Raw genomic sequence first — 20,026 nt, 5'->3', positions numbered from 1 at the left:
AGGCTCCGCACATCATGATACGAAGCGCACGGGGTGCGGATGCCCAATTCCAATGCACCCTGGGGATTCACTAAATGAAAAGGTCGGTTGGTTGCAGCAGACGGAGCCGCGTCAATAAGCATTCCAGTACACCTTTCTGGAAAAGAGGGTCATGACCATGATTTTGAGATCGAAAAGAAGCGACCAGTTGTCGATATAGTAGAGATCATGCTCCACACGGCGCTGCATCTTCTCGAGAGTATCGGTGTCGCCACGATACCCATTGACCTGAGCCCAGCCGGTAATGCCAGGCTTGACGTTGTGACGACGGAAAAATGACGAAATCAGCTCAGCGAACGCCTCGTTTTGAGCGGTTGGCTGTGGACGGGGCCCGACGAGCGACATGTCGCCGACGAGAACATTCAATAGCTGTGGAAGCTCATCGATGTTCGTACGGCGCATGATACGTCCCAGACGAGTCACACGTGGATCGTGTCTGGTGGCAGGTCTGAAATTGTCGCCTTCTTCCATCACGGTCATGGATCTGAATTTAAGCACGTGAATGGGCTCGTTGTTGTAGCCATGCCGCCTCTGACGAAACAGCACGGGCCCACGGGAGTCGAGCTTGATTGCAAACGCCACGATAGCGAGGACGGGGCTAGCTACAATAAGTCCGGCGATTGCAGCGACGACGTCGAATGCTCGCTTTATTGCTCGGTTGAATGGAGTGAGGGGACACTGAAAGATCCGCATCGTCACCATGTTGCCGAACTGAGTGATCCGCGACACGGCCATGAGATCGACAGTCCCAACAGGGACGACGTGAACGTCAACTGGGAGCTCGGATAGGGCGCCGGCAAGGACGAGAGCAACCGGAATATCCGGCTCCGAAGTCAAAATTACAATGTCATCCGCTCGAAGGGGGCGGCAATCCGCGACCAGTGAGCGGGCATCAGGCAGTACTTGGACGGTGCTGGTGCGCGACGGTCCTGAAGAGTCGGCGCGAAATGTCGGAAAGTCGAACGAGCGGATGGTTCGAATTCCGGTGGCGGCTGCTCGCGCGGAAAAATGCAAGCAGTGATTCGGGTCTCCTATGAGAATGACGCGCCTGGCATCTATCAACCCTGAGGCAATCGAAGGCTGTAGTAATGAGAACCAAAGTGCACGGGTGCAGAGCACCGTAAGGAGAACGCTCACAGCTTGAGCTATGACAGTAGCGCGCGAGTAGTCTTCGGAGACTTTCAAAAGGAATATCGTCGAGACAAAGAAGGAGAATACGAGGAAGACGCCGCTGGCGCCGTTCCATAGGAAGACGTGGCGGGGCTGCGTCTGAATCCGTGAGTATTGCCGGTGCCCTATGGAAACCAGCAATTGCAAGGTAGCGATCAGAAGGGATTCCGGAATGTACTGGGCGGGATCCGGCGAGTGCAGCAGCACCAACCGATAATAGAGGAAGGCTGCGGCATAGGCCGCAGCGGTTACGAGCAGGAATTCGCTCGCCGCTGCCAGTACCAACAGGACAGCCAAGCGGCCCCTGCCGATGCGTACTGGGGCTTCCCTGCCGACGTCGACCGACTCTGCTGGAAACTTGGTAGAGGCCGGCACATTGGCAAACGAGGCATAACTCATAGCACCTTGCCACCCAGTCACTCTGTCTCGCTGGCCAAATCAGTACCATCGGAGACAACGGTTCGAAGTGGCAATAAATGGGTAGAAAGGGGTAACTACGATGGTCGATTGAGCTGCGGCATTGCGGGACTAAAATTGTTGGAAAGCAATCGGCTCGCAATGCCCATTCCAATGATGAGAATGCGACTTTGATAGAGGATCAATCGAACATGGCGGAAGAGGGCACTGAGCCGTCCGGCGCCCAATGAGTGAACAGAACGTTGATTTTGCGGAGCGTCTGGCTCGACGGTCGGCCGGATGCGCGGGATGGCTATGTGCTGCCTTCCGCGAAACGATTCGAAGGATTTCCGGTGAATACGTCCGTACAGAGAGTTGCCGCCATGCCGAACTCCAGACAGCGCAATTGCATTCGTATCGATGCCTTTGGCGGCAGCTTGGGTCGTTGCAGATGGGGCTTGGTGGCTGTCGGCCTGACGATTTCCGTCACTCAAGCCAACGCCGAGTATCGAGTAAACGTTGGAGATGTACTGGAGGTCGCGGTGGCAGGCGTGCCGGACCTGCGGCATCGTGCTGCCGTCCAAATTGACGGGAACATTTCATTACCACTAGTCGGAACGGTTCCTGTAGCCGGCCTCTCCCTGCCGCAGATCCGATCCAAAATTGGGTCCGCACTGGCTAGCAAGGTGTATCGACAGAGGGCTCCGGATGGCCGTGAGGGCGTCATCGTGATTGATGCAGATGAGGTTACGGCGATCGTGGCCGAATACAGGCCCCTATACGTAAATGGGGACGTGTCGAAGCCGGGTGAGTACTCTTATCGTCCAGCCATCACCGCGCGCCAACTCGTCGCCATGGCGGGTGGCTACGACATCATGCGCATCAGAATGAGTAATCCCTATCTCGAGTCGGCGGACTTGAGAAGCGAGTACGGATCGCTTTGGACAGAACTCGCCAAAGAGCAGGCGCGTATGTGGCGCATCAAGAATGAGCTCGGAGAGCGGACGCAACTCAATCCAGGCGTTCTGACGGACGTGCCCGTAGCTCGATCGACGATATCGGAAATCGTCGATGCAGAAACGGAATATCTGAAGACAAAGCAGAGTGACTATCAGCGGGAAAAGGAGTTCCTTCAGCGCAGCGTCCGACAGGGAGAGGATCAGGTCCGCGTGCTCTCGGAGCAGCAGAAGAAAGAGGCAGAGGGATTGCAGTCAGACCTCGAAGAGCTGCAGAAAGTGTCCGATCTCTACGGCAAGGGGTCATTGACCAGCCCTCGCGTTACGGATGCCCGGCGCGGGGTGCTGCTGTCATCGACTCGGAAACTGCAGACCTCTGCGCAACTACTGTCGATCAAGCAGCACCAGGACGAGGTCGCCAGAAGGCTGGTAAAGCTCGACGACCAGCGACGGCTCGACCTGCTCCGCGAGTTGCAGGACACCAGCGTAAAGCTCAACCAAATTCGCGAAAAGCTGCAGAGCGTCGCCGAGAAGATTCAGTACACCGCGATGGTTCGATCACAGCTCGTACGAGGAGCGGACACGAGAGCGGAGATTGCCATCGTTAGAAAAAGCGAGAAGGGACTGGAACGGATTGTCGCAAGCGAAGATACCGAACTGCGTCCGGGGGATGCCGTCGAGGTCACCCTGCGATATCAGGACGGTCTTGGTGCGGCTCTCCAGAGGCAGAGCAGTTCTTCAACTACTCCATAGCGATGGGCCGGACCGATACGACCGGGGGCGATTCGCTGCGCGAGATGCCCTCGGATCGGAAGGGCGCCACGTCTGGGAGGTGACTGTCGACGCCGCTGCCACAATGCAGCGTCAGCCCATTGATTTCGAACGGAGAGTAATATGCGACGCAATTATGATAGTTGCAAACGCGTTCTGGTCACCGGTGGAGCCGGCTTTCTAGGCTCCCATTTAATCGATCGACTGCTTTCCGACGGCCATGACGTTGTCTGCGCGGACAATCTCTTCACGGGAACCAAGCACAACATTGGACATCTGCATGCAACTCCGCGCTTTGAATTCATACGCCACGACATCACCTTTCCCTTGTACGTCGAAGTCGACGAAATCTACAATTTGGCCTGCCCGGCGTCGCCGATTCAGTACCAGCACGACCCGGTGCAGACCACAAAAACGTCGGTCCTCGGCGCGATTAACATGCTGGGCCTCGCCAAGCGTCTGAAGTGCCGAATTCTACAGGCTTCGACAAGCGAGGTTTATGGCGATCCTTCGGTTCATCCTCAAACCGAGGATTATTGGGGTCACGTGAACCCTGTTGGACCTCGATCCTGCTATGATGAGGGAAAGCGTTGCGCCGAAACCTTATTCTTCGATTATCATCGACAATGCGGTGTCGAAATCAAGGTCGCTCGTATCTTCAACACATACGGTCCGCGGATGCATTGGAATGACGGTCGAGTAGTGTCCAATTTCATTATTCAGGCACTCAGCGGCGAGCCGATTACACTCTATGGCAACGGCAGCCAGACGCGTTCGTTCTGTTACGTTGATGACTTGATAGACGGTCTGGTGCGCCTCATGGACAGTCGAGATTCATTCATCGGACCAGTCAATTTGGGAAATGAAGGAGAATTCACGATTCGCGAGCTTGCGGAACTGGTGCTCGCCGAAACCGGCTCGTCGTCAAAACTTGTCAATTTACCGTTGCCCCGCGACGACCCCAGACAACGCCGACCCGATACTTCCCTCGCCAAAGCCGAATTGGGCTGGCAACCGACCGTAAGACTGCAAGACGGACTGAGGCCGACCGTTGCATTTTTTCGCCGCGACTACGCGCGCCGAGCCCGCAAACAGGAGGAGCCACATCTGGTTGCCGTCTAGGCTTGAACGGAAACAGTTGATGCGTTCCGTCGCTGGCGGCTCCTCAGGACGCCAAGATGGTCGCCCAGGGCGCGCGACCGGAGGGAACGATGGAATGCAATGCTCGAGGCATTGTGTCCCGGTGCAGGGCAGACACAACGCGCGGTAGCCTAGTCCGAAGAGGTAGGAAGGCTCCTCCTGCGAGTAATACGGTTGGCATCGGTGGGGCGCATCGCAACAGAAATTGCAGACAGCCATCGCTTGTTGTGCATCCGCCAATGGCCGCGCGATGCGGTCAAGGCGCAAGACCTCTACGCGAAGGCCGACGCTGCAGGAACCAAGGAGGCCGCGCAATACGTGGACGATTTCAATGGACGGGCTGCGACTGTTCGCGAACCTTCAAGAGCGGGGTGCGACGATAGCCGTTTGGGCTTTTCATCTGCCAACGCCAATGGTCGGCGCACATCTGTGTCAATGAGCGCCTCGATGTCCAGCCCAATAGCTTCCTCGCGAGCGTCGGATCAGCATAACAAATTGCAACGTCACCAACCCTGCGTTCGTCGATCACGTAGGGAATTCGCCTGCCGCTCACAACCTCGAATGTCCGAACCACCTCCAAGACGCTGCTCCCGCTTCCTGTTCCGAGATTGACGGTCAGTACGCCGGGTTGTTTCAGGTGGTTCAGAGCACTTAGATGCCCGGATGCAAGATCTACGACATGAATAAAGTCGCGGATTCCCGTGCCATCCGAAGTATCATAGTCGTTTCCCCAAATGTGTAGCTTCTCACGCTTTCCGATCGCCACTTGCGCCACAAACGGCAACAGGTTGCTCGGAACGCCCAAAGGGTCTTCACCGATGAGCCCGCTTTCATGCGCGCCAACCGGATTGAAGTAGCGCAGAATACCAATCTGCCAACTTTCATCGGACCTATAAAGATCCCGTAGTATTTCTTCGATGAAAAGCTTTGTGCGGCCGTACGGATTGGTCGGTCCGACGGGATGCTTCTCGTCCAGCGGCAGGTACATGGGAGACCCATAAACGGTTGCGGACGAACTAAAAACGAGCGTCTTCACGCTTGCTCTCGTCATGGCAGACACCAGCCGCATCGTTCCCAAGACGTTATTCTCGTAATAACTCATGGGCCGAACGCTGGAGTCGCCTACCGCCTTGAACCCCGCGAGGTGAATGACGGCGGTCACTTCGTAAGCACGCAATATCTCGTAGATCGCCTCTTCATTACAGATGTCGGCATGTCGAAAGACGAGCGATCGTCCGCAAATGGCTTGCACACGTTCGAGAGACGCTTCGTTGCTGTTGGAGAGGTTATCGACCGCGACGACATCGAGCCCAGCGTCAAGTAACGCGACAGAGACATGGGACCCGATGTAGCCAGCGCCTCCGGTCAATAGGATCATGTCGGAGCTTTCCGTTAGGCAATTGCGCAGTCATGCCGGGCCTCGCTGGCCTCGATCTTGTCCTACACAACATGCGCACAACCGGCTCAGGCCCAATCGACAGCTTCGGTATAATTCCGCTCAAGAACCAAGGGCCGCGAGAGTCCTGATAGTTGCCCGGCCTATTTTCCGAGCCGTGCTGTTCCGCTGCGTATCAGGCGGCCAATGTTGGGAGCCTTCACGCGATCGGTGGGTTGATGGATCAACTGGGGCCGTACTACTCCCTCGATCTGCTTGCTATTGGAAACAATCGGGAGCGAATCCGGAAATTGCTCGCTTGTACCGGAGCCATTAATTTTCGGCCGCACCAGTGAACCGTTATTCATCCCCCAAATTGCTGCTTGGGTCCGGTTCTGGACCCGGATCTTGCGAAGGATCGCCTTGACATGAACCTTTACGGTCGCCTCCGCGATATCGATCTTGCGCGCAATGGACTTGTTGGAATCGCCCGCGATCAGGCATTGCATGATTGATTGTTCCCGAGGGGACAGTTGTTGCGTAATGCTGCGCTCCGCGGTGAAGGCGATCGCCCGAGCATTGTCGTTGCGCGGCTCCGGCCTGGCGAAGTGGTCGCTTTCAGGCTGGAGAATGGATGACATGAATGCCGGCGGAAAGATTGTTTCACCCATCATCACCAGTTCAATGGATTTGACGAATACATCGCACGTCATGACATCGATGAAATAGCCGCTGGCGCCCGCCTGGAAGGCCGCAACCATCTCTTCTAGCCGATAGTGGTCGGCTACGACCGCAATGCGTGCTTTCGGATGCCGCTCCCGCGAGAGCTCAATTTGTTCAACGGCGGATTCGAAATCATCGCCCGCATGGACAATGAGAACCAGCGATGGGTGCGATTGGAGTTTGTTCGGCGACAAATCATCGGCGCATGACACCGACGCTAGGGTGCGAAAATTTGCCGCGCCTAGAATTCTAGCAATACCCTCTCTGATCAGTACGCTTTTCCCGACGATGCACGTTGCAAAAGATCGCCGCCTCCGCATTTCACCCTCCCAGCCATTACGCAATTTGACAATTTCGACAAATGCAAGAACACGGTAATTCTGGCCTTGAATCGGGGCTTTCCCGATCGGTGGAGCCTTCTTCGCCTTCGTCTTTCTAGAATTTGGCAGCTTCAGTCGGGTGGAATTGTTTTACTTTTGCAGCGTCGGGTTGATGAATTTCGATGACTCGAATGTTAGATTCGAATTCCCGCTATCCAAATATACCTTTGGTTATAAGCCGTCCGTTACGTGCAGGGTATCGGTCATAAGAGCAAACGGCCGTCGGGCCTTGCGGCTCATCGATGCGATGATGTCGGCTGCGGCGAGGACCGACCGATATTCATGTGAAGCGTACTGCACGCCGCGATCGGAATGATGGATCAATCCGGCACCCGGCCGTTGCTGGCAGCCAGACACAACCAGCCTCCGCGGTTGGAATGTAAGTGATGTCGGCCAGCCAGACCTGGCTAGGAGCGGCGGCGGTGAAGTCACGCGCGATCAGGTTCGGCGCGATCGGCAGAGTGTGACGGCTATCGGTGGTGCGAACCCGGACGCTCGCGCCAGCATAATAGCCGGCCGGCGAGACCTCGAGCACGGCACACATGAGCCGTACCAGATACGGTGTCGCGGTAGTCCTCAATGAAGCGGAAGCTCATGTCCGCGTTCCGGCAAAGATCGCGATCGACTTTTTTAAGATGTCGCGCTAGATGCGCAGCCGCTCGTTCTCCTGGCGCAGCCGGGCGATCTCCCCAGCCTGGTCTGCCGACATCGGCGTCGTCTGCTTGGTGGGGCGCCACGCCGCCGATGTCGGCTCCTGCCGGAACTTGTCCACCAGCGCCGCGGTACCGAGTCGCGCAGACCGAGTTCCTTGGCCACCGACGTGATCGAACGACGGCTCGACATCGCCAACTCGACGCTTGTAATCCTCCGGAACAACTGACGTGACGGACGTTCTTCCATTCGACACCTTCCCGAGCCTACTACAAGTGTCCATTCATTCAGAGGAGGTTTAGCCTACCGTCATGGTCGATTATATATTCTGGCATCGAGCAGGGGGATGAATAAATGCTGGGGGGCGGGGTTAACATCGGGGACAGGCTGAGGACTGCCCAATGCGTAGTATCAGCGTGGTGATTGCGGATCGGCATCCCGTAGTCTTGAAGGGCTTGAGCAACGTGCTTGGAGCCCACTCCGATTTCAAGATTGTTGCATCTTTCACGGATGGTCCGGGCTGCGTCGAGGCAATTCGGAATCTAGCGCCGGACATAGCTATTCTCGACGGCTCGATGCCTGGCGTGAGCAGGCCAGAGATTCTCTCCATCGTAAATGCCGAGAATCCGTCCACGCGGTTCGTCTTTTTCACTTCATCTGAAGTGGAAAGTGAGTTGGTCATGTCAGCCGCTACCGACGGTTACAGCTTCATCTCAAAGGAGGTGGAGCCCGGAATTCTCGTGCAGCTCTTGCGCCAGGTTGCGGGAGATCGGCGGCCGTTTCCGCAGCCTGCAGCCGATCAGGCCGGATTTCGGGAGCAAAGCGCGCTCACGGAGAACGCCGTCGCTGTGCTGACAGACCGCGAGCGCCAGATCATGCGGTTGGTGTCCGAAGGGCTCTCGAACAAGGAAATTGGCCGACGCCTGAACATCAGCAACGGCACCATCAAGGTGCATCTCCATCACATCTTTCAGAAGCTTGAGATCAGCAACCGGACGGTGCTCGCAGCCATTGCGATCTCGCAGGATGACGGAGCGAGTGTCTACCTGGAAAGTGAACCGCCTCGGAGTCGTCGAGGTTAGAAACGAATAACCCGGAAGCGTAGCTTAAGCGCAAATGCCCTGACGCAGACCATCGTCCGCATCGTTGGCTCGGATCGACCGCCGCCTGGTGCGTTGCGTCCGCTGCTACATGACTTCGCGCAAGGCGCGGCTCCCGCGAGCGGCTCAATAGGCCTCGCTCACGAGGACCGTCGGGATACTGACGTGCGGTTTGCGGACACGAAAAGATTTTTCGTCAACTCCTCCACCGGGGTGCTCATCGAAAACCGGGAACCTTACGCTGCAGGGCGTAGAAGCGGTCCCGCCACGGACCGATGCGATAGCCGGCGCCAGCCGCCTTCGCTTCAGTGAGCATATCGTCATAAGGCACGCGGAAGAATTCTACGGTCATTGGACCGCTATCAAAAAGAGCAAATTCTGCGAATTTTGGCGCTGGCTTGCGCGAAGCGTCCAGTGATCCCGGATTGACGAAGTATTCCCGATCCAACCGCAGTTTCACGACACCGTCCGCGAGAAGGTCGCGAACGCTTCCATCGTCTGCGACCTCGAAGATCTTTTGCTGATGCACGTGACCATAGAAGCAGACGCGGCGGCCGGGAAAGTCCGCGCGAAGGTAACGGACGTTCTCTTCGATATGAAGCGGCGTGGTCATGTACTGTTGCACATCGCGCACGCCGCCGTGAACGAGCACCACGCTGTCTTCGATCTGGACGGTTCTCGGCAGCGAGCGCAGATATTCCATGGTTTCGGGCTGGAGCAGTCGGCGCGTGCGTTTGAGCGCATGCATCGCCTTGTTCGAGCAGCGCTCGAAGCCGAGGCGGCTGATGCCGATAAGATCGTGGTTTCCCGCAATGGAGACGACGCCGCACTCCCGCAAAATAGCGACGCAATCGTCAGAATCGGCGTTGTAGCCGATGGTGTCGCCGATGCACAGGAGTTGTTCGGGATGGTGATCTTCCAGCGCCGCGAGCGTCGCGACAAGAGCTTCGCGGTTGCCGTGGATATCGCCTAACACGCCGTAGAGAGCCATCGTCGCGACCATACCTTCATCAGCCCGAGCAATTTACGAACCTTGCGAACGAAGTCCATCGCCAGGGGCGTCGGATCGCTCCAGGCGAAGACGTTGTAGACGGTGCGCGTAAAGAGGATCGAGGACAGCCAACCAATCAGGCTCAGCTGCCGACGTGCGGCGAGCTGACGATAGGCGCGCCAATCGAGCGGCATGCAAAGCCAGCGCGTGTCCGTGCGATAGGACAGCGGCGGTGGCCGCTTGCCCGCGACAAGGTAGTCGTACGCGACCTCCATGAGGTTGAGGCCATTCGCCGCGCCGAGGTAATGCCAGAGATTGAAGCGCGCGTTCACCTCAAGAAGAAAGTGCTCGCCGGATTCCACATCCGTCTTGAAGTCCATTTTGAACGCGCCCTTCAGAGGCACCTGCTCGGCCATCCGCCGCCCGAACGTCGCGAGAGCGTCGTCGTGGATCAACTCGATGAACGAGCTCTCGCCGGTTAGTAGCGGAAACGTGCGCAACTTCCGGCCGACGAACGAGGCAAGGACCTTTCCATGCTCGTCGGCGACACCGTGGAATGACCAGAGCTGGCGATCGTCTCCCCGAACGTACTCCTGAAATGTGAGATGATCGCGAAAGCGCCCGACGCGCGGATCGGCGGCTGCAGCGCGGCCGTTCTCGAAAATGAGCGCCTTGCCGTGGTCGCTGAAAAGCTGGATCTGAAGCGGCGAATGATACCAGCTGAATTTCGAGCGGGGCTTGGCGAGCACCGGGTCCTCGATCTCGGAAAGTAAATCCCAGGGCAGGCTGCGCGGCACCGGAAGGTCTCTGCCGCGCGCCAGCGCCTCGAAGCGGTCTTTCGTCAGCAGCCCGAGCGCTACTTCCGGATCGCTCAGGAGCAGCAGAAACTTCTCCTCGAAACGGGCGCGATGCATGTAGATGAGTTCGAGGAAATAGTCCTCGCCATACATCAAGGGAACCCGGCGGCCGAGCGCGCGGAGAAGCCGGTCCCCGGTATCGAGAAGCGCCTCGATCAGCGCGTCTGGCTCGTTCCGGGGCGGAAGGATGCAGCGCCCGCCGCAATAGCGGGAGGCGAATGCCGGGGCGTCCTCACTTGAGGCAACGATCGCCGGAATGCCCGCCATCCCGAGCGGGCGGAGCAAGACGGGTCCAGCCGCAAGCAAAACCGGCGGCCGGTCCGCCGTGATGTTCCGGCAGTTGATGTCGAGTATGGTGGCCATTGCCCTCTATGTGGCTTGATTAAGGCGTACTCGGTTGGATTCATCGTAACTTCACGATCGGCAGCTCTGCTTCATCCCGCGATTTTCTCGCTTCCTTGAGGCGACGTATCGGTTTTGTGGCCGTCGGGATCCTTCGATTGCCAGTGCCAATGATCGGCGCACGTCTGCGTCAACGACCGTGTCGCCTTCCAGCCCATGGATTCCTTGGCAAGGGTCGGATCGGCGTAGCACACGGCAACGTCGCCCGTGCGCCGTTTGCCGATCTCGTAGGGAATTGTCCTCCTTACCGCCTCGAACGTCCGGATCACTTCCTCGGCCCGCATGGTTGGAGCTTCGGCGAAGCTCCGCCTCATTGGAAGCGCGATGGTTAGGTAGCCATTCTGGATTAGCCGAAGGATCGCTTCAGGCGTTCCCGCGAGTCGGACGCGCCAGCAAACTGTCAACGGCGGGTACGAGGGGCGCCGGGGCCTACCGCGGAATGCGGCCTTGCGTCCCTATTCGGCCGGACTCGCATCCTTCTTCGGTGGCCAACCTGATTGGTCGATCCACAAAGCAGGCCTTTCTATAATCGGGAAATTCGGTCGTTGTCGGGAGCGGAACTATTGCATGCGACGATTTGCTAGGCCGTCGATGCCTGTCAGCGCCTCATCCAAAATGCGAAGCGCAGGCCTCTTGCTGTTCCGTCAAAGGAACAAGGACCTTCAAGTTTTACTGGGGCACCCGGGAGGCCCGTTTTGGAATCGTAAGGATCGAGGTGCCTGGACCATTCCGAAAGGCCTGATCGGACCAGACGAGACCCCGCGTTCGGCCGCACATCGGGAGTTCGCAGAAGAGACCGGGCACTGTCCGGGCGGCGAAGCCATTCCGCTTGGCAGTGCCAAGCAACCAGGCGGAAAGGTCGTGCACATGTGGGCAATTCAAGACGATTGGGATCCAGCCAATCTTCAGAGCAACACATTCGAGATGGAATGGCCTCCGCGATCTGGGCGACGGCAATCATTCCCTGAGATCGATCGCGCGTCCTGGTTTAGCGTTGCCGAGGCGCGGCTTAAGATCCTGAAAGGTCAGGCAGTGTTCCTGAATCGCCTACTAGAAGCACTCGCTAGGGCTGAAGATAACTAGCAGGACTCGGCTGACGGCCTGGTGGAGCGTCGGCCGGCGGCGGCCAGCGCACCGACGGCTGGCAGGGCTGGGACGGCAGCCACGGTCGCGTGCCATCCGGGCCGGCAAACTTCGGTGGACTGAACACTTCGGCTAGCGATCCGAGCGGAGCTGGAAATGGTGCCAAGGTGCCGGATGCTCCAGGGACGAATTCCCTAGATGCCGCCAATTCGTCGGGTTCGACTACCGGCGCGGCATCACCCCGTGGTTCAATCACTGTTGGCACAAGCGACAATAGGGCTGGCAGCACGAGCTCTTGGCTGCTGATCGCCGGAACGGTCACGCCCGTGCCATCGCTGCCGGAAGACGCATAAATCCGCGCGGAAGATTCGAAAGTGGACCAGCATCTGTAAAGGATGCTAATCAATATGCCGTTGGTGGTAGCAGGAAGGACCACGTACCCTGATTGTTTGGGATTCGTCGGAATGAGGTAAATGCCGCCGCCGTTGCCCTCCACGTACGGCGGGATTGGCGGGCTTTACACAGAGGGCAGGTCGAGGACCGCTCATGCGTCGTACCCGGTTGGTGATCGCAGACCGACACCCGATCGTTCTGCAGGGCTTGACGTCAGTATTCGCGGCTCATCGTGACCTCGAGATTATTGCGTCCTGTCGCGATGGCGCGAGCTGTGTTGAAGCGATTCGGAGTTTGGCACCCGATGTCGCGCTTCTCGAGGACTCATTGCCTGACCTGACGGCATCTGAAATTCTCGCCATTGCCAACGCCGAGAATCTTTCCACCCGGCTGGTTTTCTTCACCGCATCAGTCGAACAGGATCTCGCCGCGGCAATCGCTGCCGGTGCTTGCAGTGCGATTTCGAAGCACGCGAGCCCCGAAACTTTGCTGCATTCCCTGAGATTAGTGGTGGAGGGCATCAGTTTTCTGCCAGAACCGTCCCCAGACTTGGCGCCAAGCGGCAAGGAAGTAAACGACGCCAATGTCGAAGATGTGCTGGCCGTGCTGACGGACCGCGAGCGCGAAATCATGCGTCTGGTGTCCGAAGGCTTGTCGAACAAAGCGATTGCGCGCCGGCTGAATATTTCCCAAGGCACCATCAAGGTGCACCTCCACCACATATATCAGAAGCTTGAGATCAACAATCGGACGGTACTCGCGGCGCTCGCCATATCACGACGATACGGCGGGTTCGGTGCGCTTGCGGCACTGACCTTCGCAACGATGGACGACGTCCAGGCCGCGGACGCGTCGAACGGAACCCTCGTTGCCAGCAGCACCCGCGAGGAGGCCTACGGCATCAGCGGGAGCACCACCGGTGAAACGGTGTTGAACGGCGTAGCGTACGATGTGTCGAGGACCGGTTTCTATGATACGCTCTACCTCAACGGCGCGACCGGCGTTTACACCTACGTTCCCAGCAATGACACAGTCAATGCGTTGACAGCGCCCACAATCGAAACCTCTACAATTACGGTTTCGGACGGCACGCTCTCGGGCAGCCAAACCCATAAGGTCACTATCGGCGTTCCCAATGCCACACCGGGCACGCCGACCGCGACCGGCAAACTCATCGATTCCGACGTCAACAACCCCGCCAATACGTTCACGGCAGTCAGCTCGCCGAGGCTGAGCACTGGCAGCTACGGCACCTTCATGATGACGGTGGCCGGAGTGTGGACCTACACGCTCGACAACGCCAACAGCGCCGTGCAGGCGCTCGATGTCGGCGATACCCTGACCGATACCTTCACGGTGACTACCGCAGGCGGCAGCAAGCAAGCGGTGACGGTTACCATCCGTGGCAGCACCGATGCGGGCCCCAACGATTTCGACAACCTCGCCTTGGGGGACCGCGAAATATCCGATCCGCCAGTCTTCGGGACTCCCCGAGGCGACACCATCGCGGGAGGCGGCGATCAATTTCAAATCGTCTATGCGGGCGCCAGCGAGGATACCGTCAACGACACCGGCAATGATGACCCTCTGCATGCAAGATCCGGCAATGACACGACCTACGGAGGATCCGGAACCGTCAACGGCAACAACGGCGACGACAGCTTCGCCTATCTCGCCGTGGCGGATTCCAGCTCGGCCCAGTTCGATACCACTACCGATTTCAAATCCGGGTCGGACAGGATCAATCTGGCGGCCTTTGGCGCGCTGGCGTTCATGGCGCTCTCTCCGACAGCTAAGACGGTGCCGCCGCATACCATCGCGTGGATCTATGACAGCGCGAACAATCAAACCATCGTGTACGTGAATCAGACCGATCAGGCCCTCGATATAGGCGATGCGGCCCTGCTGGAAATCCACCTTCAGGGCGCTGCGTTCGTTCAGGAGTCGGATTTCGTCCACGAGCCGGCAACAGCGACCGTTGCGGCCACCGGCGAGGCGATCGATCCGGCGCTGGCCGCGATGACGGCAGGAGACGTTCTGACGACGAGTGGCGCCGAGGCTTCCGTCGAAGCGACTGTCAGCGAGACTGCGCGCGTCACAGATAGCACCTGGACCACAGCCGACGAGAGTTTCATCTTCCATTTCGCGCGGGAGCGGGTCGATCCAACCAGTTCTGCCCGGTTTGCCAGTCTCGGCCAAGCTCCGAGACATGCGACCGAAGACGGCGGGGATGACGCCGTCACCCTCGCCAGCGCGTCTTCGATCGAGCTTCCGCGCAGTTACACGACCGGGCCAGTGGAGGATCACTTCACATTCGATCAGGGGCCGATCCACGCAAGCACCGTCGCAATGACGACCAACGATGCCGCCGCCACGCTCGCGGGAGGCACGATCGATCATAGCGGCTTTGCCGTGGCAACCGCATCCGCCGCGTCGCAGCACGCCGAGCATAGCGTAGCGCCGGGAAGCGCTGCCAATCCCGGCCAATCGCAGCGCGACTTGCATGCCACTTCCGAAAGCGGTCCCGCAGCCGCCGAGCAGCATGCCGCGCATGATGCAACGCCGGGAAGCGCTGCCAATCCCGGCCAATCGCAGCGCGACTCGCATACCACTTCTGAAAACGGTCCCGCAGCCGCCGAGCAGCACGCCGCGCATGATGCAACGCCGGGAAGCGCTGCCAATCCCGGCCAATCGCAGCGCGACTCGCATACCACTTCCGAAAACGGTCCCGCAGCCACCGAGCAGCATGCCGCGCATGATGTGACACCGGGGCAATCGCAGCGTGATTTGCACGCCGCCTCTAAAGACGCCTCCGCAGCTACTGAGCAGCATGCCGCGCATGATGCAACGCCGGGGAGTGGTGCAAGTCACGGCCAATCGCAGCGTGACTTGCATGCAGCGTCTGCAGACCCGTCCAACAACTCACATTCAGGATCGAACCCGAACGCTGCCAGCAAGGACCAACCTGCCCCCGCCGATGCTGGGCACGCAGAGATGACAGCCGCCCCAGTACTCGGAGATTCATTCCAGTTCAAGAGCGAGATAGCCGCCTCCAACCATGACACTGTGGCAGATGTGGGCAACGGTCAGGCTTCGACCGCGCATGGCCGGCACGTCGCCGGACATGATGAGCTGGCAGCGATCCAGGATGCAGAACCGGCGGGGCTTTCGCTCGCGGAGCAAAACGCCGACGATCACGCCAAGGTCGCGCAGCATCATGTGCCGCACGATCTGATCGTATGACGGTGCTGTTTCCCCAATGCAGCCGACCACCGATTGACCACCGAAACCTCGTGAACAAACGGCGACGAATGCCGTGAGTCCCGACTGAACTTCATTGTTCTATTTGAACTTTTCGGCTGCTCCTTACGTTCGGGACGCAGGGGGCGCAGATTCAAATCTGTCCACTCCAACTCATCGTGAGGAAATCCAACTTCAACAAAGCTGAAATCAAGTCCTCGACTAGAGTCGCGAGCTTACGCGGCTTGGCTTGGCAGACGACTTCGGTCCGGGGATCTAGAGCTCTGGTTGTCTCTACTTTGGATCTTGATTGACACGCGGGTATTGACTCTAGCGTCGTCGAAAGAGGATGCACGAGCACAGTCTTCGCATGGCGAGCCTGGCATCCCGCGGAGGCGGCATGCTCGCAACCCGGCGGGCCTGTTCTGCGTGTGCCTCCGTAATCCAGGCGGCGCTTGCCACGTGCCGCGCGTTACCGCGGCGAACGACGAACCGGCTTTTTGCGCCCGCGCGGACTGCGAGCTGTCGGCGCCGTCATCTCCGCCTGGAGCAACAGCAGCAGGCAACTGCCGAGCCGCTCCTCCATTTCCCGGTCGTGAATGGATAACGGGCCGGGATCGTTGAGGATGGCGTTGACCAGCGTTCCCAGCACGACCTGAAAGCCGAAGGCGATGGCGCGTGTCTTCGCCGCCTTGTTGCTCCGGCCCATGGCGCCAAGCAGGATTGGCGTGGCGTCCGCCACGTTGGCACGCGCCAGTCCTTTGAAGGTCGACCACCGGTCCGGCCTTGTGTCGTCGTGCTGGAGTGCGGCCCGCAGCACGCCTTCGTGCTTGCGTATCCAGCCGATCGTTCCGCGGACCAGCAGGCGGCTGAGGTCGGCGAGATCGCCGGTGGCCAATCGCTGATCCTCCTTCATCCGCGACAGTCTGCTTTCCCCGTCGCGCGCAGCAAGAGCCATCAGCGCATTGAAATAGGCGTCCTTGCTTTCGAACCGGCTGTAGAACGCGCCGACGGTGGCGCCGACCTGCCGGCACAGCGCTTCGATCGACAATTCCGCAAGGCTGTGAGTGCGCAGCATCTCGGCACCGGCCTGGAGCAGGGCGGCCGTGGTCTCGCGGCTGCGCTTCTGCCGCGACGGGGTGACGCCGGGAAGGTCGAGTTCGGCCGATGGCTGCATCCGGAACTTGCGTCTCCACATGAATTAATCATAATCATAATTCGGATTATGATTTTTGGCAATGCGCCGGCTGGCGCGTTGCCGTGAGCCGGGCGAACGGCGGATCAACCGCGGTCGCGTCCAAAGGCGAGGGAGGAAAAGCATGGCGGCAGGTAACGCAAAACCGTTCGGCGGCACGATCGGCAAGACGGTGGCCGGCTCAAAACCCTGGTGGCCGCAAGCGGCCAAGCCGCCGCAAGGCGCGCCGAACATTCTGGTGGTGCTGTTCGACGATGTCGGCTTCTCCGATTTCGGCTGCTACGGCTCTGCGATCAGGACGCCGACCATCGACAAGCTTGCCGCCGAAGGCCTGCGCTATTCAGGCTTCCACACCACGGCGATGTGTTCGACGACGCGCGCGGCGCTACTGACCGGCCGCAACCATCATTCGGTCGGCGTCGGCTGTCTCGCCAATTTCGATAGCGGCTATCCCGGCTATCGCGGCAAGATCGCGCGCGAGGCGGGGACGCTGGCGGAAATGCTGCGGCCGCACGGCTATCGCAATTACATGGTCGGCAAATGGCACGTCACGCCTTTGACCGAAAGCGGCGCGACCGGGCCGTTCGACGGCTGGCCGCTGGGGCGCGGTTTCGATCGGTTCTACGGCTTCCTTGATGCAGAGACCGATCAGTTTGCGCCGGAGCTCGTATCCGACAATACCCATATCGATCCGCCCGGCATCTATGCGGACGGCTATCACCTGACGCCAGATCTGATCGACCAGTCGATCCGCTTCATCGCCGACCACACCGCCGACCGTCCGGATGTGCCGTGGCTGACCTGGGTGGCGCTTGGCGCCTGCCACGCGCCGCATCAGGCGCCCATCGATATCATCAAGAGCTACGACCCGATGTTCGCCCATGGCTGGGATGTCGAGCGCGAGCAGCGGATCGCGCGGCAGAAGGCGATGGGAATCGTGCCGCAGGAAACCCGATTGCCCGCGCGCAACGACGGCGTGAAGGCATGGGACGAGCATAGCGCGGACGAAAAGCGTGTGTTCACGCGCCTGCAGGCAGCCTTCGCCGGCATGCTCGATCACGCCGACCAGCATCTGACCCGGCTGATCGACTTTCTCGATAAGGCCGGCATCCGCGACAACACGCTGATCCTGGTCTTGTCGGACAATGGCGCCAGCCAGGAGGGCGGGCCGTGGGGCTTTGTCAACGCAATGGGGCCGTACAATTTCCGCCCCGAGCCGATGGCGGAAAAACTGCGGCGGATCGACGATATCGGCGGGCCGCACTCGCACAGCAACTTTCCGCATGGCTGGGCGATGGCGTCGAACACGCCGCTGCGCCGCTACAAGCAGAACACCCATGGCGGCGGCATCCGCGATCCCTTTATCCTGACCTGGCCGAAGAAGATTGCAGCGCAAGGCGAGGTGCGCCATCAATTCGTTCACGCCTGCGACCTGACGCCGACCTTGCTCGACCTGATCGGCATCAAGCCGCCCTCGGAAATCGGCGGCGTTCCCCAGTTGCCGCTCGAAGGCGAGAGTTTTGTACGCTCTATTGCCGATGCGTCGGCGCCGTCAAAATCATCGCCGCAATACTTTGAAATGTTCGGGCATCGCGGCCTCTGGCATGACGGCTGGAAGGCGGTCTCCTTCCATCCCTCGGGCACGCCGTTCGAGAACGACAAATGGGAGCTGTTCCACCTCGCGCAGGATTTTGCGGAAACGGACGATTTGGCAGCCGAGCATCCCGAGCGGCTTGATGCGATGATCAAGCTGTGGTGGAGCGAGGCCGAGAAGCACAACGTGCTGCCGCTCGACGACCGCTTCGGCCCGCGCTTTGCGGAGAACGCGGCACGTTTCCACGGCGCACGCAACAAGTTCACGTTTCACGCCGGCATGGGACACGTGCCGACCGACGTCGCGCCCGATGTCCGCAGCCGCAGCTACACCATCGAAGCGCACGTGGAAATCGGCGATGAAGGCGCCGAGGGCGTGCTGATCGCCCATGGCGATGCGACCTCGGGCTACAGCCTTTACATCAGGGACGGCCGGCTGGTGCACGATCTCAATATCGGCGGCGGCCATGAGATCGTGACCTCCGATCGCAAGGTGCCGTCAGGCGCGCACCGGCTCGGCGTGCATGTCGAGCGTCTGGTGCGCAAAGAGCCGCCGGCCAAGGGCTCCCGCACCGGCGTGACGGCCTATACGCTTCTGATCGACGGTGAAGCGGCAGGCTCGATCCAGACCCAGCTTGCCTTCAACAATTTCATCTCGTGGTCCGGCCTCGACATCGGCCGCGACCGCTCCAGCCCGGTCTCGCACTACGAGGCGCCGTTCGAATTCACCGGGCAGTTGCTGAAGGTGACGGTCGACATGCATGCCGACCAGAAGCTGGATGGCGACGGCGTAGCTGCGGCGGAGATGGCGCGGCAGTAGCGAGCGCCCTCAGCCGTCGTCGCCCGTCACCGGGTCGCGCGAATGCGCGCCCGATGACAGGCTCCGCCGGGCGATCCAGTATTCCAGAGGGCAGTAGTAGTTGATCGATAGGCCGCGGCGTATTCCCCGCCTTCGCGGGGAATGACAACTTTGTGTGGGGCAACGCTGCCGCAACCGACCAAACTTACCTTACTTAATCTTCTCATACGCCGCGGCGAAATCCGCCAGGGGCATCGGAATCGTAATCGTTTCCTTGGCCATATTCTGGAACGAGACCTTTAACTGTTTGCCGGATTTCAACGCGGCCAGCATGTCAGGCGAAATCTGGGCGTTGGCGTAGCAGCCGCGCGCCTCGCAGGTCTGAACCTGCAGGTCGGACGTCTTGCCGTCGTCGACCTGAAGCTTGGCTCCGGCCGGCAGGTTGAGCCCGAGCGGCAACTGCACGAGGGCGACCGGGACGCGGGTTTCGGCGGGCACGCGGATATTGATCAGCACGATCAACTGACCGGTCTTGGTCAGAACGGCGCTTTGCTCGATCGCGCATTCGAGTGGCGCGCCGCGGCTGGCGCTGCTGCACCGTGCAACCCAGCCGGGAGGCGCGGGCGTATTGGCGCCCTCGGCCGGGCCGGCGGCGGGAGCTGGCGTTGCCTGCGCCGCCGGCGCAGCATTCTTGGTCTTGAGCGCCTGGGCGTGGCCATGGCCGCACATGCCGAATATCGCTGTGGCCACAACCGCTAATTTGATTAAAATT

The 20,026-nt window shown here is 59.6% G+C and carries 15 protein-coding genes and 1 pseudogene; 6 read left to right on the top strand and 10 right to left on the bottom strand.

The window, feature by feature from the left end; genetic code table 11:
• Positions 1-111 precede the first annotated feature (111 nt).
• Positions 112-1,608 (bottom strand): undecaprenyl-phosphate glucose phosphotransferase, encoded by a 1,497-nt coding sequence (locus V1292_RS29110; RefSeq protein ID WP_334376008.1) that lies wholly within the window; start codon positions 1,606-1,608, stop codon positions 112-114.
• Between the two features lie 248 nt (positions 1,609-1,856).
• On the opposite strand from V1292_RS29110, the gene V1292_RS29105 reads away from it, so the two are divergent.
• Both V1292_RS29105 and V1292_RS29100 read left to right on the top strand, forming a co-directional pair.
• A complete protein-coding gene (locus V1292_RS29105) occupies positions 1,857-3,314 on the top strand; it encodes a polysaccharide biosynthesis/export family protein (RefSeq protein ID WP_334376007.1) in 1,458 nt (485 codons plus the stop codon).
• Between the two features lie 141 nt (positions 3,315-3,455).
• Positions 3,456-4,454, top strand: a complete 999-nt coding sequence (locus V1292_RS29100) for a UDP-glucuronic acid decarboxylase family protein (protein WP_334376006.1) — start codon at positions 3,456-3,458, stop codon at positions 4,452-4,454.
• A gap of 346 nt (positions 4,455-4,800) precedes the next feature.
• Here V1292_RS29100 and galE read toward each other — a convergent pair whose 3' ends face one another.
• From galE to V1292_RS29080, 4 genes and pseudogenes are all read right to left on the bottom strand, one after another.
• Positions 4,801-5,850, bottom strand: a complete 1,050-nt coding sequence (gene galE, locus V1292_RS29095; RefSeq protein ID WP_334376005.1) for a UDP-glucose 4-epimerase GalE — start codon at positions 5,848-5,850, stop codon at positions 4,801-4,803.
• Positions 5,851-6,011: 161 nt separating this feature from the next.
• On the bottom strand, positions 6,012-6,890 hold the full coding sequence (locus tag V1292_RS29090) for a response regulator transcription factor (protein ID WP_334376004.1): 879 nt from the start codon (positions 6,888-6,890) through the stop codon (positions 6,012-6,014).
• Between the two features lie 288 nt (positions 6,891-7,178).
• A pseudogene (locus tag V1292_RS29085) lies at positions 7,179-7,431 on the bottom strand (IS3 family transposase); the annotation flags it as partial.
• A 162-nt stretch (positions 7,432-7,593) separates the two neighbouring features.
• Positions 7,594-7,857: a hypothetical protein gene (locus V1292_RS29080; protein WP_334376003.1), complete on the bottom strand. Its 264-nt coding sequence runs from the start codon at positions 7,855-7,857 to the stop codon at positions 7,594-7,596.
• Positions 7,858-8,002: 145 nt separating this feature from the next.
• Between V1292_RS29080 and V1292_RS29075 the strand changes: the two genes are divergently transcribed.
• Positions 8,003-8,683, top strand: coding sequence for a response regulator transcription factor (locus V1292_RS29075; RefSeq protein ID WP_334376002.1), 681 nt, complete (start codon positions 8,003-8,005; stop codon positions 8,681-8,683).
• Positions 8,684-8,918: 235 nt separating this feature from the next.
• Here the strand turns inward: V1292_RS29075 and V1292_RS29070 are convergent, their stop codons facing one another.
• The 3 genes from V1292_RS29070 to V1292_RS29060 all read right to left on the bottom strand — a co-directional run bounded on the left by V1292_RS29070 (position 8,919) and on the right by V1292_RS29060 (position 11,235).
• Positions 8,919-9,704: a metallophosphoesterase family protein gene (locus V1292_RS29070; RefSeq protein WP_334376001.1), complete on the bottom strand. Its 786-nt coding sequence runs from the start codon at positions 9,702-9,704 to the stop codon at positions 8,919-8,921.
• A complete protein-coding gene (locus V1292_RS29065; RefSeq protein WP_334376000.1) occupies positions 9,671-10,834 on the bottom strand; it encodes a carboxylate--amine ligase in 1,164 nt (387 codons plus the stop codon). Before V1292_RS29065 ends, V1292_RS29070 begins: the two co-directional genes overlap by 34 nt.
• Positions 10,835-10,983: 149 nt before the next feature.
• Positions 10,984-11,235 (bottom strand): hypothetical protein, encoded by a 252-nt coding sequence (locus V1292_RS29060; RefSeq protein ID WP_334375999.1) that lies wholly within the window; start codon positions 11,233-11,235, stop codon positions 10,984-10,986.
• Positions 11,236-11,542: 307 nt separating this feature from the next.
• On the opposite strand from V1292_RS29060, the gene V1292_RS29055 reads away from it, so the two are divergent.
• The gene (locus V1292_RS29055) at positions 11,543-12,034 is read left to right on the top strand and encodes an NUDIX domain-containing protein (RefSeq protein WP_442895635.1); all 492 of its coding nucleotides are present in this window, start codon (positions 11,543-11,545) and stop codon (positions 12,032-12,034) included.
• A 546-nt stretch (positions 12,035-12,580) separates the two neighbouring features.
• Positions 12,581-15,670 carry a VCBS domain-containing protein gene (locus tag V1292_RS29050; RefSeq protein ID WP_334375998.1) on the top strand — a complete coding sequence of 1,030 codons (3,090 nt, stop codon included), beginning with the start codon at positions 12,581-12,583 and terminating at the stop codon, positions 15,668-15,670.
• Between the two features lie 469 nt (positions 15,671-16,139).
• Here the strand turns inward: V1292_RS29050 and V1292_RS29045 are convergent, their stop codons facing one another.
• Positions 16,140-16,865 (bottom strand): TetR/AcrR family transcriptional regulator, encoded by a 726-nt coding sequence (locus tag V1292_RS29045; protein ID WP_334375997.1) that lies wholly within the window; start codon positions 16,863-16,865, stop codon positions 16,140-16,142.
• Positions 16,866-16,986: 121 nt separating this feature from the next.
• On the opposite strand from V1292_RS29045, the gene V1292_RS29040 reads away from it, so the two are divergent.
• Positions 16,987-19,275, top strand: a complete 2,289-nt coding sequence (locus V1292_RS29040; protein WP_334375996.1) for an arylsulfatase — start codon at positions 16,987-16,989, stop codon at positions 19,273-19,275.
• 189 nt (positions 19,276-19,464) lie between these two features.
• Here V1292_RS29040 and V1292_RS29035 read toward each other — a convergent pair whose 3' ends face one another.
• A complete protein-coding gene (locus V1292_RS29035; RefSeq protein ID WP_334377199.1) occupies positions 19,465-19,983 on the bottom strand; it encodes an invasion associated locus B family protein in 519 nt (172 codons plus the stop codon).
• Between the last annotated feature and the right edge of the window lie 43 nt (positions 19,984-20,026).

The sequence above is a fragment of the Bradyrhizobium sp. AZCC 1719 genome (assembly GCF_036924525.1).
Classification (GTDB): domain Bacteria; phylum Pseudomonadota; class Alphaproteobacteria; order Rhizobiales; family Xanthobacteraceae; genus Bradyrhizobium.
Note: the sequence above shows the minus strand (reverse complement) of the source record. Positions and strands in the feature narration are given on the sequence as shown.

What these genes read in the sequence shown, in the direction of transcription:
- V1292_RS29110 (WP_334376008.1), bottom strand. Translation starts at nt 1,608, where the DNA reads ATGAGTTATGCCTCGTTTGCCAATGTGCCGGCCTCTACCAAGTTTCCA.
- V1292_RS29100 (WP_334376006.1), top strand. Translation starts at nt 3,456, where the DNA reads ATGCGACGCAATTATGATAGTTGCAAACGCGTTCTGGTCACCGGTGGA.
- galE (WP_334376005.1), bottom strand. Translation starts at nt 5,850, where the DNA reads ATGATCCTATTGACCGGAGGCGCTGGCTACATCGGGTCCCATGTCTCT.
- V1292_RS29090 (WP_334376004.1), bottom strand. Translation starts at nt 6,890, where the DNA reads ATGCGGAGGCGGCGATCTTTTGCAACGTGCATCGTCGGGAAAAGCGTA.
- V1292_RS29075 (WP_334376002.1), top strand. Translation starts at nt 8,003, where the DNA reads ATGCGTAGTATCAGCGTGGTGATTGCGGATCGGCATCCCGTAGTCTTG.
- V1292_RS29070 (WP_334376001.1), bottom strand. Translation starts at nt 9,704, where the DNA reads ATGGTCGCGACGATGGCTCTCTACGGCGTGTTAGGCGATATCCACGGC.
- V1292_RS29060 (WP_334375999.1), bottom strand. Translation starts at nt 11,235, where the DNA reads ATGCGGGCCGAGGAAGTGATCCGGACGTTCGAGGCGGTAAGGAGGACA.
- V1292_RS29055 (WP_442895635.1), top strand. Translation starts at nt 11,543, where the DNA reads ATGCCTGTCAGCGCCTCATCCAAAATGCGAAGCGCAGGCCTCTTGCTG.
- V1292_RS29050 (WP_334375998.1), top strand. Translation starts at nt 12,581, where the DNA reads ATGCGTCGTACCCGGTTGGTGATCGCAGACCGACACCCGATCGTTCTG.
- V1292_RS29045 (WP_334375997.1), bottom strand. Translation starts at nt 16,865, where the DNA reads ATGTGGAGACGCAAGTTCCGGATGCAGCCATCGGCCGAACTCGACCTT.
- V1292_RS29040 (WP_334375996.1), top strand. Translation starts at nt 16,987, where the DNA reads ATGGCGGCAGGTAACGCAAAACCGTTCGGCGGCACGATCGGCAAGACG.
- V1292_RS29035 (WP_334377199.1), bottom strand. Translation starts at nt 19,983, where the DNA reads ATGTGCGGCCATGGCCACGCCCAGGCGCTCAAGACCAAGAATGCTGCG.